14 protein-coding genes and 1 pseudogene are annotated in these 14,865 nt (G+C 60.9%); 12 read left to right on the top strand and 3 right to left on the bottom strand.

Annotated elements, in window-relative coordinates; genetic code table 11:
* Positions 1-14: 14 nt before the first annotated feature.
* From AB4O23_RS26250 to AB4O23_RS26210, 9 genes and pseudogenes are all read left to right on the top strand, one after another.
* Positions 15-1,016, top strand: coding sequence for a diguanylate cyclase (locus AB4O23_RS26250; protein WP_017529741.1), 1,002 nt, complete (start codon positions 15-17; stop codon positions 1,014-1,016).
* Between the two features lie 184 nt (positions 1,017-1,200).
* A protein-coding gene (prfB, locus tag AB4O23_RS26245) for a peptide chain release factor 2 (RefSeq protein WP_460061286.1) occupies positions 1,201-2,296 on the top strand; the annotation gives its coding sequence in 2 pieces (ribosomal slippage) (positions 1,201-1,272 and positions 1,274-2,296; 1,095 coding nt in all).
* 70 nt (positions 2,297-2,366) lie between these two features.
* Entirely contained in the window at positions 2,367-3,869 is a 1,503-nt protein-coding gene (gene lysS / locus AB4O23_RS26240) for a lysine--tRNA ligase (protein WP_460061283.1), read from the top strand.
* Positions 3,870-3,974: 105 nt separating this feature from the next.
* Positions 3,975-4,691, top strand: coding sequence for a TetR/AcrR family transcriptional regulator (locus AB4O23_RS26235; protein ID WP_017529739.1), 717 nt, complete (start codon positions 3,975-3,977; stop codon positions 4,689-4,691).
* Positions 4,692-4,762: 71 nt separating this feature from the next.
* A complete protein-coding gene (locus AB4O23_RS26230) occupies positions 4,763-5,311 on the top strand; it encodes a hypothetical protein (protein ID WP_017529738.1) in 549 nt (182 codons plus the stop codon).
* A gap of 22 nt (positions 5,312-5,333) precedes the next feature.
* Positions 5,334-6,611, top strand: coding sequence for a flavohemoglobin expression-modulating QEGLA motif protein (locus AB4O23_RS26225; protein ID WP_017529737.1), 1,278 nt, complete (start codon positions 5,334-5,336; stop codon positions 6,609-6,611).
* Positions 6,612-6,717: 106 nt separating this feature from the next.
* Positions 6,718-7,604 (top strand): annotated as a pseudogene (locus tag AB4O23_RS26220) (alpha/beta hydrolase).
* Between the two features lie 14 nt (positions 7,605-7,618).
* The gene (locus AB4O23_RS26215) at positions 7,619-7,945 is read left to right on the top strand and encodes a hypothetical protein (protein ID WP_017529735.1); all 327 of its coding nucleotides are present in this window, start codon (positions 7,619-7,621) and stop codon (positions 7,943-7,945) included.
* Positions 7,946-8,061: 116 nt separating this feature from the next.
* On the top strand, positions 8,062-8,334 hold the full coding sequence (locus tag AB4O23_RS26210) for a hypothetical protein (protein ID WP_116078341.1): 273 nt from the start codon (positions 8,062-8,064) through the stop codon (positions 8,332-8,334).
* Positions 8,335-8,381: 47 nt separating this feature from the next.
* On the opposite strand, the gene AB4O23_RS26205 is transcribed toward AB4O23_RS26210, so the two are convergent.
* The 3 genes from AB4O23_RS26205 to AB4O23_RS26195 form a co-directional block, all read right to left on the bottom strand.
* The gene (locus tag AB4O23_RS26205; protein WP_017529732.1) at positions 8,382-9,167 is read right to left on the bottom strand and encodes an OmpA family protein; all 786 of its coding nucleotides are present in this window, start codon (positions 9,165-9,167) and stop codon (positions 8,382-8,384) included.
* Positions 9,168-9,222: 55 nt separating this feature from the next.
* Entirely contained in the window at positions 9,223-9,648 is a 426-nt protein-coding gene (locus tag AB4O23_RS26200; RefSeq protein WP_017529731.1) for a DUF4398 domain-containing protein, read from the bottom strand.
* A gap of 274 nt (positions 9,649-9,922) precedes the next feature.
* Entirely contained in the window at positions 9,923-10,267 is a 345-nt protein-coding gene (locus AB4O23_RS26195) for a hypothetical protein (protein WP_017529730.1), read from the bottom strand.
* 184 nt (positions 10,268-10,451) lie between these two features.
* On the opposite strand from AB4O23_RS26195, the gene ppc reads away from it, so the two are divergent.
* The 3 genes from ppc to tsaB all read left to right on the top strand — a co-directional run bounded on the left by ppc (position 10,452) and on the right by tsaB (position 14,800).
* Positions 10,452-13,079 carry a phosphoenolpyruvate carboxylase gene (gene ppc, locus AB4O23_RS26190; protein WP_017529729.1) on the top strand — a complete coding sequence of 876 codons (2,628 nt, stop codon included), beginning with the start codon at positions 10,452-10,454 and terminating at the stop codon, positions 13,077-13,079.
* A 295-nt stretch (positions 13,080-13,374) separates the two neighbouring features.
* On the top strand, positions 13,375-14,022 hold the full coding sequence (gene adk / locus AB4O23_RS26185; protein WP_017529728.1) for an adenylate kinase: 648 nt from the start codon (positions 13,375-13,377) through the stop codon (positions 14,020-14,022).
* A gap of 91 nt (positions 14,023-14,113) precedes the next feature.
* Positions 14,114-14,800: a tRNA (adenosine(37)-N6)-threonylcarbamoyltransferase complex dimerization subunit type 1 TsaB gene (tsaB, locus tag AB4O23_RS26180; RefSeq protein ID WP_065877175.1), complete on the top strand. Its 687-nt coding sequence runs from the start codon at positions 14,114-14,116 to the stop codon at positions 14,798-14,800.
* Positions 14,801-14,865: the final 65 nt, after the last annotated feature.

Genomic DNA, 14,865 nt, shown 5'->3' with positions numbered 1-14,865 from the left:
TCAGGTGACTGCACATGAATGATTTACAGATCGATGGCATCAAGACTGACGAAAACGCCGCCATGGTATTGCTGGTCGACGACCAGGCCATGATCGGCGAAGCCGTGCGACGCGGCCTGGCCCATGAAGAGAATATTGATTTCCACTTCTGCGCCGACCCGCACCAGGCGATTGCCCAGGCCATTCGCATCAAACCGACGGTTATCCTGCAGGACCTGGTCATGCCGGGCCTCGACGGCCTGACCCTGGTGCGTGAATACCGCAACCACCCGGCCACGCAGAACATCCCGATCATCGTGCTTTCCACCAAGGAAGACCCGTTGATCAAGAGCGCGGCGTTTTCGGCCGGGGCCAACGATTACCTGGTCAAACTGCCGGACAACATCGAACTGGTGGCACGTATCCGCTATCACTCGCGCTCCTACATGACCCTGTTGCAGCGCGATGCGGCTTATCGTGCGCTGCGGGTCAGCCAGCAACAGCTGCTGGACACCAACCTTGTGCTGCAACGGCTGATGAACTCCGATGGCCTGACGGGGCTGTCGAACCGTCGCCACTTCGACGAATACCTGGAACTGGAGTGGCGCCGCGCCATGCGTGACCAGACCCAGCTATCGCTGCTGATGATCGACGTGGACTTCTTCAAGACCTACAACGACAGCTTCGGCCACGTCGAGGGCGATGAAGCGCTGCGCAAAGTCGCCGACACCATCCGTGGAGCAAGCAGTCGCCCCTCGGACCTGCCGGCGCGCTATGGCGGCGAAGAGTTTGCCCTGGTGTTGCCGAACACCTCGCCGGGTGGGGCGCGTCTGGTGGCCGAGAAGCTGCGCATGGCCGTGGCCGCGCTGAAGATCCCGCACATAGCCCCGGTTGAAGGCTCGAGCCTGACCGTCAGTATCGGGCTGTCGACGATGACACCGGTGCAGGGCACCGATTGCCGAAAATTGATCATGGCGGCGGACAAGGGCTTGTATACCGCCAAGCACAACGGGCGCAATCTGGTCGGCATCGAGTAATTCGAGGCGGGCACAGCTTCATCAACTGACAGGCCCTCATCGGGAGCAAGCCCCCACATGTGATCGCGGTTATTCGGTGAATCGTGTGTAAACACTGGCCTTTTCGCCAAGCGGGCTGCCGCTCCCGCCCGTTTGCCGTTATACTCGCCGGCTTTCAAAAGTTCGCCAACGAGTGCTGCCCGCCATGGAAATCAACCCGATCCTTAACACCATCAAGGACCTGTCCGAGCGCTCCGAAACTATTCGGGGGTATCTTTGACTACGATCAAAAGCATGAGCGTCTGACCGAAGTCAATCGCGAGCTTGAAGATCCGAGTGTCTGGAACAAACCTGAATACGCCCAGGAACTGGGCCGCGAGCGCGCTGCGCTGGGGCAGATCGTCGATACCCTCGACGAGCTGAACACCGGTCTGGCCGATTGCCGTGACCTGCTGGACATGGCCGTCGAAGAAGACGACGAAGGCGCAGTGGGCGATGTCGTCGCCGAGCTGGCCCGTCTCGAGGAAAACCTCGCCAAGCTCGAATTCCGCCGCATGTTCAGCCACGAAATGGACCCGAACAACGCCTACCTGGACATCCAGGCCGGTTCCGGCGGCACCGAAGCCCAGGACTGGGCCAACATCCTGCTGCGCATGTACCTGCGCTGGGCCGACAAGCGCGGTTTCGACGCGACCATCATGGAACTGTCGGCCGGCGAAGTCGCGGGTATCAAAGGCGCTACCGTGCACATCAAGGGTGAATACGCCTTTGGCTGGTTGCGTACCGAGATCGGCGTACACCGTCTGGTGCGCAAGAGCCCGTTCGACTCCGGCAACCGCCGCCACACCTCGTTCTCGGCCGTGTTCGTTTCGCCAGAGATCGACGACAAAGTCGAAATCGAGATCAACCCGGCCGACCTGCGTATCGACACCTACCGCTCCTCCGGTGCCGGTGGCCAGCACGTAAACACCACCGACTCGGCCGTACGTATTACCCACGTACCGACCAACACCGTGGTCAGTTGCCAGAACGAGCGCTCCCAGCACGCGAACAAGGACACCGCCATGAAAATGCTGCGGGCCAAGTTGTACGAGCAGGAAATGCAGAAGCGCAACGCCGCTTCCCAGGCGCTGGAAGACACCAAGTCGGACATCGGCTGGGGTCACCAGATCCGTTCTTATGTGCTCGACGCGTCGCGGATCAAGGATCTGCGTACCAACATCGAACGCAGCGACTGCGACAAGGTGCTCGACGGCGATATCGACGAATACCTGGAAGCCAGCTTGAAATCAGGGCTGTAAACCGTCAGCCAAGACCCAAGTCCCCCGCCACCAGTGGGGGCAACGAACCTGTAATGGAATTTCAAAAGACATGAGCGACCAACAACTCGACCCGCAAGCCCTGCAACAGGAAGAAAACTCCCTGATCGCCCTGCGCAAGGAAAAGCTTGCTGCCGAGCGCGCCAAGGGTAACGCCTTCCCCAACGACTTCCGCCGCGACAACTACTGCGATGCCTTGCAGAAGCAGTATGCGGACAAGACCAAGGAAGAGCTGGCAGAGGCTGCGATCCCGGTCAAGGTGGCGGGTCGCATCATGCTCAACCGTGGCTCGTTCATGGTGATCCAGGACATGACCGGGCGTATCCAGGTCTACGTCAACCGCAAAACCTTGCCTGAAGAAACCCTGGCCTCGGTGAAAACCTGGGACATGGGCGACATCATCGCGGCCGAAGGCACCCTGGCCCGTTCGGGCAAGGGCGACCTGTATGTCGAGATGACCAGCGTGCGCCTGCTGACCAAGTCCCTGCGCCCCCTGCCGGACAAGCACCACGGCCTGACCGACACCGAGCAGCGCTACCGCCAGCGCTACGTTGACCTGATCGTCAACGAAGACGTGCGCCAGACCTTCCGCGTGCGTTCGCAAGTCATCGCCCACATCCGCAGCTTCCTGATGCAGCGCGACTTCCTGGAAGTGGAAACCCCGATGCTGCAAACCATCCCCGGTGGTGCCGCGGCCAAACCGTTCGAAACCCACCACAACGCCCTGGACATGGAAATGTTCCTGCGCATCGCGCCTGAGTTGTACCTCAAGCGTCTGGTGGTGGGCGGCTTCGAAAAGGTCTTCGAGATCAACCGCAACTTCCGTAACGAAGGCGTCTCGACCCGTCACAACCCTGAATTCACCATGTTGGAGTTCTACCAGGTCTACGCCGACTACGAAGACAACATGGACCTCACCGAAGAACTGTTCCGCGAGCTGGCGCAGTTGGTCCTGGGCAGCACCGACGTGCCGTACGGCGACAAGGTGTTCCACTTCGGCGAACCGTTCGTGCGCCTGTCGGTATTCGACTCGATCCTCAAGTACAACCCTGAGCTGACCGCTGACGACCTCAACGACATCGACAAGGCTCGTGCCATTGCCAAGAAAGCCGGCGCCAAGGTGCTGGGCTTCGAAGGTCTGGGCAAGCTGCAAGTGATGATTTTCGAAGAGTTGGTGGAGCACAAGCTGGAACAGCCGCACTTCATTACCCAGTACCCGTTCGAAGTGTCGCCGCTGGCGCGTCGCAACGACGACAACCCGAACGTCACCGACCGTTTCGAGCTGTTCATCGGTGGCCGCGAAATCGCCAACGCCTACTCCGAGCTTAACGACGCCGAAGATCAGGCCGAGCGCTTCATGGCGCAGGTGGCCGACAAGGACGCCGGCGACGACGAGGCGATGCACTACGACGCTGACTTCGTACGTGCCCTGGAATACGGCATGCCGCCAACGGCCGGCGAAGGCATCGGCATCGACCGTCTGGTGATGTTGTTGACCAACTCGCCATCGATCCGCGATGTGATCTTGTTCCCGCATATGCGGCCACAAGCGTAACCGTAGCGAAATCCGAAGCCGCCTTTTATAAGGCGGCTTTTTTATGTGGCGTTTATAAGCGTCAAGCAAACGACGCCAGGTTTTTTACTCTCAAGGATGTGTTTGGTGAACCGCGTAACCGCACAAGAAGGCGCCGCCGGCATCGCTGCTGCCGTGGCTGAAAGCGTCCAGTACCAGGGCCGCAAGGCCAGCCGTCGAGGCAGCGAACAGCGCCGACAAGACATTCTCGACGCGGCCATGCGCATCGTGGTGCGCGATGGCGTGCGTGCCGTGCGCCATCGGGCGGTGGCGGCGGAGGCGGGGGTGCCGTTGTCGGCCACCACCTATTACTTCAAGGACATCGACGACCTGCTCACCGATACCTTCGCCCAGTACGTGGAGCGCAGCGCCGCGTACATGGGCAAGCTGTGGGTACGCAACGAAGGCTTGCTGCGCGAGATGGTCGCCTATGGCGATGGCAGCGCAGCGTCGCGCTCGCAGTTGGCCGATGACATTGCGCGGTTGACCGCCGACTACGTGCTGCGCCAACTGACCAACCGTCGCGACTACCTGATGGCCGAGCTGGCCTTCCGCCAGGAAGCGCTGCTGAACCCCCGCCTGGCTGAACTGGTGCGCTCTCACCAGCAGATCCTGTTGCAGGGCACCGGGCAGTTTTTTCAGGTATTGGGCTCCCGCGAGCCGCAACAGGACGCCAAGGTGTTGACGGCGATTATCAGTCGGATGGAATATCAGGGCCTGCTGGGCGGCGCAGAGCCTCTGACCGGTGAAGAGATGCTTGAGATTCTCAAGCGCTACATGCATTTGGTGTTGGCCTCGGTCTAGCCTGGCCCCATGCACGATCTGCTTTATGTGGGAGCTGGTGTGTCGGCGCCTCACATCTGACGGGGTATTACATGAAAACCTGGCGTATCGCGGTAGTCGCCTTGTCGTTACTGTTGCTCAGCGGTTGCCTGGTGACCTTCAAGTCGCCGCTGGCAACGCAGGATACGGCGCCGGCTGAACTACTGGGCAAGTGGGCCAGCAAAAACGCCTGGGGCGAGCCGCTCAACCTGCACATCACCCGCGCGGGCGAGCAGCGATATAAAGCCGTGAGCTACCCTGTCGCCAAGCCGGGCCAGCGGGATGAGTACCTGTTCAGCGTGTCGCGCCATGGCAGCCGCTGGTATCTGTCGGCACCTTTGCCGGCCAAGCTGGGCGGGCATTTTATTCTGGCGGGCTTCGAAATCAACGAAAAGCACGAATTGGTGGTCTACAACCTCGATCTGGAGCAAATCCACCAAGCCATCGGCCAGCAGGCATTGCGCGGCCACACCGTAGAAACCGTCGAAGGCGACGGCGTATTGGTGGACAGCCCGATGGAGCAGGTGTTTGCCTACCTGGATAACCCGGCCAACGCCGATGTGTTCGTTGAAGCCGTGCGCTACCAGCGTGCGGGCAAATAACGTTTAAAGAAGGAAGCCCCCGGTGGACGATTACCAGCAGACGATACGCAGCTTGTCCGATCGCATTGTGCTGGCGCAAACACCGATTCGCGTGCTCGACGCCGTGAAGTGGGACGACAACATTCGCCAGGGCTTTCTCAAGGCCAAGGGCAAGGCGATGCCTGCGGTGGACCGCGACTATTACCTGAACCGGCCGCTGTCGTTCGACTCCAGCGCGGTGAAGCTGGAGTTCCAGAACATCGAGCGTGACATCACCCGCCGGCTCGGCCAGTTCAGCCCGGTGGGGCAGATCATGCGCCGCATGTGCCGTGAATATCGCATGGTGGTGCGCATGCTCGAAGCACGCGGCACCGAGGACTTCGGCCTGATCTCCCAGGAACTCTACGGCGCCGCCTCCGACGCCTTCCACGCCGGTGACCCGACCCTGGCCGACCTTGGCCTGATGCTCTCCGACTACCTGAACAATATCGACGGGCGTGGCGACCTCAAGGACGAAGCCAAGACCCTCACCGCCAAAGACGCCGTCGCGCTGTTGCAAACCCGCCTGAACAAGGTGTTTGGCGAGGCCGAGGAAACCATCCGCGTGTTTGAGTCCGACGGTATCGTCGCCGACGCGGCGGCGGGGGCCGACTACATCAAGATCCGCGCCGACGCGATGTTCAACAGCCGTGACGTGCGTGCCCTGGAAGTGCATGAAGGCCTGGTCCACGTCGGCACTACCTTGAACGGCCAGAACCAGCCGATCTGCACGTTCCTGTCCAAGGGCCCGCCGTCGTCCACCGTGACCCAGGAGGGCCTGGCGATCCTGATGGAGATCATCACGTTCGCGTCCTACCCCAGCCGCCTGCGCAAACTGACCAACCGCACCCGCGCCATCCATATGGTGGAGGAGGGCGCCGACTTCCTGCAGGTGTTCGAGTTCTTCCGCGAGCAAGGCTTTGAAATGGCCGAGAGCTATGGCAACGCGAGTCGGGTGTTCCGTGGTTCGGTGCCCAATGGCCTGCCGTTTACCAAGGATTTGTCCTACCTCAAGGGCTTTATCATGGTCTACAACTACATCCAGCTGGCCGTGCGTAAGGGCAAGCTGGAGCAAGTGCCGTTGCTGTTCTGCGGCAAGACCACCCTGGAAGACATGCGCACCCTGCGCCAACTGGTCGACGAAGGCCTGGTGGTGCCGCCCAAGTACCTGCCCGAACAGTTCCGCGACATGAATGCGCTGGCGGCGTGGATGTGCTTCTCCAACTTCCTCAACCACCTGAGCCTGGACCGGATTGAGGCGGATTACTCCAACATCCTGTAACAGATATGACAGACGAAACCGGCTCACTGTGGGAGGGAACAAGCCCCCTCCCACAGTGGATCTGCACAAGTCGGCATATTCCAACTCAATCACGAGGCTTCAACGGATGAGAATCCTCGGCATTCTGTGCCTGCTACTCACACTGAACGGCTGCAGCTCACTGCTGTTCTACCCCGAACCGGGCCTGCCGTTCACACCGCAAAAGGCCGGGCTTGCCTACCGCGACGTCACCCTTACCACCGCCGATGGCGTGAAGTTGCACGCGTGGTGGCTGCCGGCCAAGCCGGGCGTGCCGCTCAAGGGCACGGTGCTGCACCTGCACGGCAACGGCGGTAACCTGGCCTGGCACCTGGGGGGAGTTGGTGGCTGCCCGAGCAGGGCTATCAAGTGTTGCTGCTGGACTATCGCGGGTACGGCTTGTCGGAGGGCAAACCCTCGCTTCCCGCGATCTACCAGGATGTAGACGCCGCCTTCAGTTGGATCGACGAGGCTCCCGAAACCCAGGGCCAACCGTTGATCGTCCTCGGCCAGAGCCTGGGCGGCGCGCTGGCGGTGCATTACCTGGCGGCGCACCCCGAGCGCCAGGCCAGGCTCAAGGCGCTGGTGCTGGACGGCGTGCCCGCCAGTTATCGTGACGTAGGACAATTCGCCCTGAGCACCTCCTGGTTAACATGGCCGTTACAAGTGCCTTTGTCCTGGCTGGTGCCGGATGCCGACAGCGCAATCAACGCCATGCCCCAACTGACCGGCGTGCCGAAACTGTTGTTCCACAGCCTGGATGATCCGATCGTGCCGCTGGCCAATGGCATCCGCCTGTACCAGGCCGCGCCGCCGCCCAGGGTGTTGCAACTGACGCGCGGTGGGCATGTGCAGACCTTTGCCGACAAAACCTGGCAAACCGTGATGCTGCGCTATCTGGATGACCCGCAACACTTCAATGGCCTGCGTCGCCTGGGCGAAATCGCGAACTACCCCACTTCTAAAGTTGATTGATCAGAGAGCCCGCAATGAGCGAAGAACGCAACATGATCCCGCTGATCCTCACTGGCATCGGCACCATCATTGGTACCGTCGGTTGCCTGTGGTACTACGGCTACCTGCACTTTGCCAAGCCGCAGGATGCGCTGCTGCTCAGTGACTTCACCATGCTCAAGACCGTACCCGGCGAGGACTACAAGATCTCCCTGACCCCGGCGGCCCAAGTGGCGCAATGTGTGGACGGTGTGCTGGTGATGTTCGACACCGAGCAAAAGGGCCTGAGTGGCGTGCTGGTAAACAACAAGAAGCAAGCCGTGCGCTGCATGGGGCAGGAAACCCCGCAACTGCAGCAATAGGAGGATCGCGCCAATAGCTGGAAACATCTGGAACCGTTTTTCGTAGGGCGCCACTGACGGGTCTGTCAGTGCGACTGGCAGATCACTTACGAATACGGAACTTTGGAGAGTAAAAGATGGATATCGCTGCCATAGGCAAGATGTTGAGAATGGCCAGGGGCCATGAACGACTGGGACAGGACGCCGCCCAAGGCACTGTCCAGCGCCAGGAAAAAATAGACCCGGACGTGCTCAAGAAACTGATGGAGATGCTTTCGGATGGCGCTCAGGGCGGTGGCGGTGCTGACGGTCAAGTGGATCAAGAGCGGATCAGCAAGATGATGTCGGGGCGCCAGGGTATGGAAGCGCTGATGCCGGACAGTGACAACGGTCGCCAAATAGTGAGCTGACCCAAAAAAACCCACCGTCAGGTGGGTTTTTTTTCAGGCTGGATCAATCAGTTCGTCATCGACGAACGTGGCTTGACCGGCTGGTTGTCGTTGGAAATGGTCACTTCAACGCGACGGTTCATGGCACGGCCCGACACGCTGCCGTTATCGGCAACCGGGTATTCCTTGCCGTAACCGGTGGTCACGATGCGGCGTGGGTCAACGCCCATCTTGATCAGCGCGACCTGCACCGACGCGGCGCGACGCTCCGACAGGCTCTGGTTGTAGGCATCGCTGCCAGTGCTGTCGGTGTAGCCTTCAACGATCACCTGACGATCAGGGTTTTCCTGAAGGAACTGCGCCAGTTTGTTGATGTTCACCAGGCCGCTGGATTTGAGGTCGGCCTTGTTGGTGGCGAACAGCACATCACCAAAGGTCACCAGGGTGCCGCGATCGGTTTGCTTGGCATTCAAGCTGTCTTGCAGTTGCTTGATCTGTGCATCACGGGCATCCAGAAGGGCGCGGGCGCGTTCGTCACCGGCGTTTTTCAGCTTGGCTTCGGACTCGCGCAGCACGATGGTGTCTTTGGCTACTTCAACCCGCTGGTTGGTCAGGTAGGCCAGTTGGTCGACCTTCTTCTGGTCTTCCTTGTCGCGGTACGCCTTGTCGGCCTTGTCCAGCCAGTCTTGGGCGTCCTTGGTTTCCAGAGCGGCAACCTTGGTTGCGTTCGGGTTGGCTTGCAGGGCCGAGAAGTTGGTTCGTGCGTTTTCCAGGTTCGCGTTCGGCGGGGTAGAGCACGCCGCCAGGGCAACGCTCATCGCCAACAGGGCAGGGATCATCAATTGTTTACGCATAATCGTGTCGTCCTTTCAATTCGATATCGGGTGCGATGCAGTCAAGGCGCGTGGCTTATTTCTGCTGGATAGCCGCCGGGCGCATGCCTTCCTTACGCAGCTCGTCAACAGCCTTCTGGGAATCCTTCACGGCCTGCTCAGCCTTGGCGGCCTGGGCTTTGCGCTCTGCAACGCGAGCGTCCCACTCGGCTTGTTCAGCCAGGCGACGGGCTTCATCGTAGTTTTTGTCATGCATAGCCAGTTCAGCTTGCTTGAGCTTGTCTTGGGCCGACTTCATTTCTACGGCCGCGTACTCAGTGCCGCCGGCGCTCACAGCGCTGTTGACCGCCGATTGAGTCACCGCGTATTGCTCGGTCGGAGGGTTGCCGGCGCAGCCAGCCAAAACGAAGCTGGTGCCGATTGCCAGCGCGGCCAATTTGAGCCCGCGCAAGTGGTTAAACGTGGATTTGGCAGTGCTGGTCTTCATCGTCTTCAACTCCATTGGATAACTCCTGAAAAACTTCAAAATCCATCGCTGTGGGTCAACGGTTCAGGGCTCGACGGTAACGCTCATGGTGCCCTTTTAAACGACCGTTCCAAGTGATGGCTTACTGGCTGTGACTGGCGGCTTTTTTGAATAGTTCAGAGAAGATGGCGATTTGCCTAAAAAAATATCTGACTGAATGGTCAGCGTAAAAACTTGGAACTTTCGGCAGGCGCAGCGGTACGCCGGGCCTTTACCAAGGCCCGGCGTAAAAGGGTGTGGCGGGGTTTTATCAGTGCTTGGGTTTGTCGGCGCCGGCAGCCATATCGTGCAGGTAACGCCGTGACAAGGTGAGAAAGCGCGGGGTAGGGCCGACGTCTTCGTACAGCGGATCGCCTTCCTCATCGGTGGCGATGACGTGCTGGCCCTTGATATAGGGAAAGCTGGCTTCCAACTCTTCAAGGGCGGCGCCGATCAGCTCGCCGAGCAGTTCTTCGGGGTGGCGCTTGGGATACATTTCGGCGATGGCCGCCAGCCGCGCGGCAGCTTCTACATCCAGGTGGATCGCGTACTCGGTCTTGGTCAGGCGACCCTTGGCGTTCTCTTCCCAATGCTGGGCCAGTTCTCGAATTTTCATGGCAACCTCAATAAAACCCACGATAGCGGGCGGTGATGAGTGACCAGTCGCCCGCGTGGATAAACGCGACGACTCAACAGTGAGACTAGCTGCACGCCGCAAGGTTTAAAGTCTTGTCATAAAACGAGGCTGGCGGCACTCTGACACACCTGCGCGTCCCGGATTTCTGGCTGGAGATTGGCTGATGAGTGATATCGATGCACGCTTGCGTGAGGATGTTCACCTGCTGGGTGAACTGCTGGGCAACACCATTCGAGAGCAGTACGGCGCTGATTTTCTCGACAAGATCGAGCAGATCCGTAAAGGCGCCAAGGCCGACCGCCGCGGCGCCGGCGATGAACTGAGCAGCAGCCTCAACCAATTGCAGGAAGACGAACTGCTGCCGGTGGCCCGGGCGTTCAACCAGTTTCTCAACCTGGCCAATATCGCCGAACAGTACCAGTTGATTCACCGCCGCGATGAGTCGCAACCGGCGCCGTTCGAGTCTCGGGTGTTGCCGCAACTGCTGGCGCGCCTGCAAAGCGAAGGTCACAGCAACGAGTCCCTGGCCCGTCAATTGGGGCGCCTGGAGATCGAACTGGTCCTCACCGCCCACCCCACCGAAGTGGCGCGCCGCACCCTGATCCAGAAATACGATGCCATCGCCGCGCAATTGGCGCTGCAGGACCACCGCGACCTCACCACGGCCGAGCGCGAACAGATCCGCCAGCGCCTGCAACGGTTGATCGCCGAAGCCTGGCACACCGAAGAAATCCGCCGCACCCGGCCCACCCCGGTGGACGAAGCCAAGTGGGGCTTTGCCGTCATCGAGCATTCGTTGTGGCACGCCATCCCCAATTATTTGCGCAAGGCTGACCAGGCCTTGCACGCCGCCACCGGCCTGCGCCTGCCGCTTGAGGCCGCGCCGATCCGGTTTGCGTCCTGGATGGGCGGCGACCGTGATGGCAACCCGAACGTGACCGCGCCGGTGACGCGCGAAGTGTTGTTGCTGGCGCGCTGGATGGCCGCCGATTTGTACCTGCGCGATATCGATCACCTGGCGTCCGAACTGTCGATGCAAAAAGCCAGCCCGGCATTGCAGGCCAAGGTCGGCGACAGCGTCGAGCCCTACCGCGCCTTGCTCAAGCAACTGCGCGAACGCCTGCGCGCCACGCGCCAGTGGGCCCATACCGCGTTGGGCAGCAGTACGCCGGCACCGGCTGAAGTGTTGCAGAACAACCGCGATCTGTTGGAGCCGCTGGAGCTGTGCTACCAGTCGCTGCATGAATGCGGCATGGGGGTGATCGCCGATGGCCCGTTGCTCGACTGCCTGCGCCGGGCCGTGACGTTTGGCTTGTTCCTGGTGCGCCTGGACGTGCGACAGGATTCCAGTCGCCATTGCGCGGCAATGACTGAAATCACCGATTACCTGGGCCTGGGCCGCTATGAGGACTGGGACGAAGACGCACGCATCAGCTTCCTGATGAAGGAACTGGCCAACCGTCGTCCGCTGCTGCCGGGTTATTTCAAACCGTCGGCGGATACCGCTGAAGTATTGAATACCTGCAAGGAGATCGCTGCCGCCCCGGCCGCCTCGTTGGGCTCCTACGTCATCTCCATGGCCGGCGCCGCCTCGGATGTGCTGGCGGTGCAACTGTTGCTTAAAGAGTCGGGCGTGCAACGGCCGATGCGCGTGGTGCCGCTGTTCGAAACCCTGGCCGACCTGGATAACGCCGGCCCCGTGATCGAGCGATTGTTGCTGCTGCCGGGTTACCGCGCGCGGTTGCAGGGGCCGCAGGAAGTGATGATCGGCTACTCCGACTCGGCCAAGGATGCCGGCACCACCGCCGCCGCCTGGGCGCAATATCGGGCGCAGGAACGGCTGGTGGACATCTGCCGCGAACAACAGGTGGAACTGCTGTTGTTCCATGGTCGCGGCGGCACCGTCGGGCGCGGTGGCGGCCCGGCTCACGCGGCGATTCTGTCGCAGCCGCCGGGTTCGGTGGCGGGGCGTTTCCGTACGACTGAACAAGGCGAAATGATCCGCTTCAAGTTCGGCCTGCCGGACATCGCCGAACAGAACCTCAATCTTTACCTGGCGGCGGTGCTGGAGGCGACGCTGTTGCCTCCGCCGCCACCCGAGCCTGCCTGGCGGCATTTGATGGACGAACTGGCCGCGGACGGTGTCAGCGCTTACCGCGCCGTGGTGCGGGAAAACCCGCAATTCGTCGAGTATTTCCGCCAGTCCACCCCAGAGCAGGAACTCGGCCGTTTGCCGTTGGGCAGCCGCCCGGCCAAGCGCCGGGCCGGTGGTATCGAAAGCCTGCGCGCCATCCCGTGGATCTTCGGCTGGACCCAGACCCGCCTGATGCTGCCCGCCTGGCTGGGCTGGGAAGCCGCCTTGAGCAAGGCCCTGGAGCGTGGCGAGGGCGAACTGCTGGGACAGATGCGCGAGCAGTGGCCGTTCTTCCGTACGCGCATCGATATGCTGGAAATGGTGTTGGCCAAGGCCGATGCCGATATCGCGCGTTTATACGATGAGCGCCTGGTGCAGCCCGACCTGTTGCCATTGGGTGCGCATTTGCGCGACCTATTGTCGCAGGCCTGCGACGTGGTGCTTGGCCTGACCGGCCAGTCGCAACTGCTGGCCCATAGCCCTGACACCCTGGAGTTCATCCGCCTGCGCAACACCTACCTCGACCCGCTGCACTTGTTGCAGGCCGAGTTGCTGGCACGTTCGCGCCAGCAGGAAGCGGCACAGGACAGCCCTCTGGAACAGGCGCTGCTGGTCTCCGTGGCCGGTATCGCCGCTGGTTTGCGCAACACCGGTTGAGGTTTTCGGCGTGTTCTCAATGGCTTGCAGCTAAACCGCGACGGCCGCCCCGAAACGGGCGGTCGTTGTTTGAACGGTCGGGTTGCACCCAGGCACACCCTACCTATGGCGCATGCGTGGCACGGGTTCCTGCGACTTTTGGCGGCTTGTGTGGTTAAGGCCTGCTGTGTATCTTGATCAGCCTTTGGCCGTTTGGGCGGCCTCGGCTCACATTTTTAAGAGCCATATTTTTACGAGATTGGCCCCACGCGGCGAATCCGAGCGTCATCTCTATAAAAAATTGAGGAGCACATCGATGCGCGTCATTCTGCTGGGAGCTCCCGGGGCCGGTAAAGGTACTCAGGCTAAGTTCATCACCGAGAAATTCGGCATTCCACAAATCTCCACCGGCGACATGCTGCGCGCGGCCGTAAAGGCCGGCACCGAGCTGGGCCTGATCGCCAAGAGCGTGATGGACAGCGGCGGCCTGGTCTCCGATGACCTGATCATCAACCTGGTCAAGGAACGCATCAGCCAGCAAGACTGCAAAAACGGTTTCCTGTTTGACGGTTTCCCACGCACCATTCCCCAGGCCGAAGCCCTGGTGAAGGCGGGCGTCGAGCTGGACGCCGTGGTCGAAATCGCCGTTGAAGACGAAGAAATCGTTCAGCGCATTGCCGGCCGTCGCGTTCACGAAGGTTCGGGCCGCGTGTATCACGTTGTCTACAACCCGCCAAAGGTTGAAGGCAAGGACGATGTCACCGGTGAAGACCTGGTACAGCGCAAAGACGACACCGAAGAAACCGTGCGTCATCGCCTGTCGGTCTACCATTCGCAGACCAAGCCGCTGGTGGACTTCTACCAGAAGCTGTCCGCTGCCCAGGGCAAGCCGAAGTACAGCCACATTCCTGGCGTTGGCTCGGTGGAAGCGATTACTGCCAAGGTGCTTGAAGCACTGAAATAACCCTTGCGCTCAGCTTCACAGACAACGGCCCGCTTGCGGGCCGTTGTTGTTTATACTGGCGCACTTTTTTTCGACTTGGACACCCACACCGATGAGCACCCTGCTGGCCCTGGACACCGCGACTGAAGCTTGCTCCGTTGCCTTGCTGCACGACGGCAAAGTAACCAGCCACTACGAGGTGATCCCGCGCCTGCACGCGCAGAAGCTGTTGCCGATGATCAAGCAGTTGCTGGAAGACGCGGGCACCACCCTGGCCGCCGTCGATGCCATCGCCTTTGGTCGTGGCCCGGGTGCCTTCACCGGTGTGCGCATCGCCATTGGCGTGGTGCAGGGCCTGGCGTTTGCGCTGGAGCGGCCAGTATTGCCGGTGTCCAACCTCGCGGTGCTGGCCCAGCGTGCGTTGCGCGAACAAGGGGCCTTGCAAGTGGCCGCAGCCATCGACGCGCGAATGGACGAGGTCTATTGGGGCTGCTACCGCGAAACGGCTGGCGAGATGCGCCTGGTGGGGGTGGAGGCGGTGCAGCCCCCCGAGTCCTCGGTGCTACCTGAGGGCGCCGGCGGTGACTGGTTTGGTGCTGGCACCGGCTGGGGCTATGGCGAGCGTATCGGCGTGCAACTGGCTGGCCAGGACGTCACGATGTTGCCTCACGCCGAAGACCTGCTGACGCTGGCACGCTTTGCTTTTGAGCGGGGCGAGGCGATTGCTGCTGATCAGGCGGCACCGGTTTACCTGCGCGATAAAGTCGCGCAGACCAAGGCGGAACGAGGAATTATTTGACGCCAAAAATGATGGCAATTTGGGGCAAAAGTCGCCAATCGTCAGAATTTGCCCCCGTTTTTAAA

This window comes from Pseudomonas sp. H2_A10, from assembly GCF_054680085.1.
Note: the sequence above shows the minus strand (reverse complement) of the source record. Positions and strands in the feature narration are given on the sequence as shown.

Excerpts from the sequence above, each read along its gene's own strand:
- AB4O23_RS26205 (WP_017529732.1), bottom strand. The coding sequence starts at position 9,167 with ATGCGTAAACAATTGATGATCCCTGCCCTGTTGGCGATGAGCGTTGCC.
- AB4O23_RS26215 (WP_017529735.1), top strand. The coding sequence starts at position 7,619 with ATGAGCGAAGAACGCAACATGATCCCGCTGATCCTCACTGGCATCGGC.
- AB4O23_RS26200 (WP_017529731.1), bottom strand. The coding sequence starts at position 9,648 with ATGGAGTTGAAGACGATGAAGACCAGCACTGCCAAATCCACGTTTAAC.
- AB4O23_RS26230 (WP_017529738.1), top strand. The coding sequence starts at position 4,763 with ATGAAAACCTGGCGTATCGCGGTAGTCGCCTTGTCGTTACTGTTGCTC.
- AB4O23_RS26210 (WP_116078341.1), top strand. The coding sequence starts at position 8,062 with ATGGATATCGCTGCCATAGGCAAGATGTTGAGAATGGCCAGGGGCCAT.
- tsaB (WP_065877175.1), top strand. The coding sequence starts at position 14,114 with ATGAGCACCCTGCTGGCCCTGGACACCGCGACTGAAGCTTGCTCCGTT.
- ppc (WP_017529729.1), top strand. The coding sequence starts at position 10,452 with ATGAGTGATATCGATGCACGCTTGCGTGAGGATGTTCACCTGCTGGGT.
- adk (WP_017529728.1), top strand. The coding sequence starts at position 13,375 with ATGCGCGTCATTCTGCTGGGAGCTCCCGGGGCCGGTAAAGGTACTCAG.
- AB4O23_RS26195 (WP_017529730.1), bottom strand. The coding sequence starts at position 10,267 with ATGAAAATTCGAGAACTGGCCCAGCATTGGGAAGAGAACGCCAAGGGT.
- AB4O23_RS26250 (WP_017529741.1), top strand. The coding sequence starts at position 15 with ATGAATGATTTACAGATCGATGGCATCAAGACTGACGAAAACGCCGCC.
- lysS (WP_460061283.1), top strand. The coding sequence starts at position 2,367 with ATGAGCGACCAACAACTCGACCCGCAAGCCCTGCAACAGGAAGAAAAC.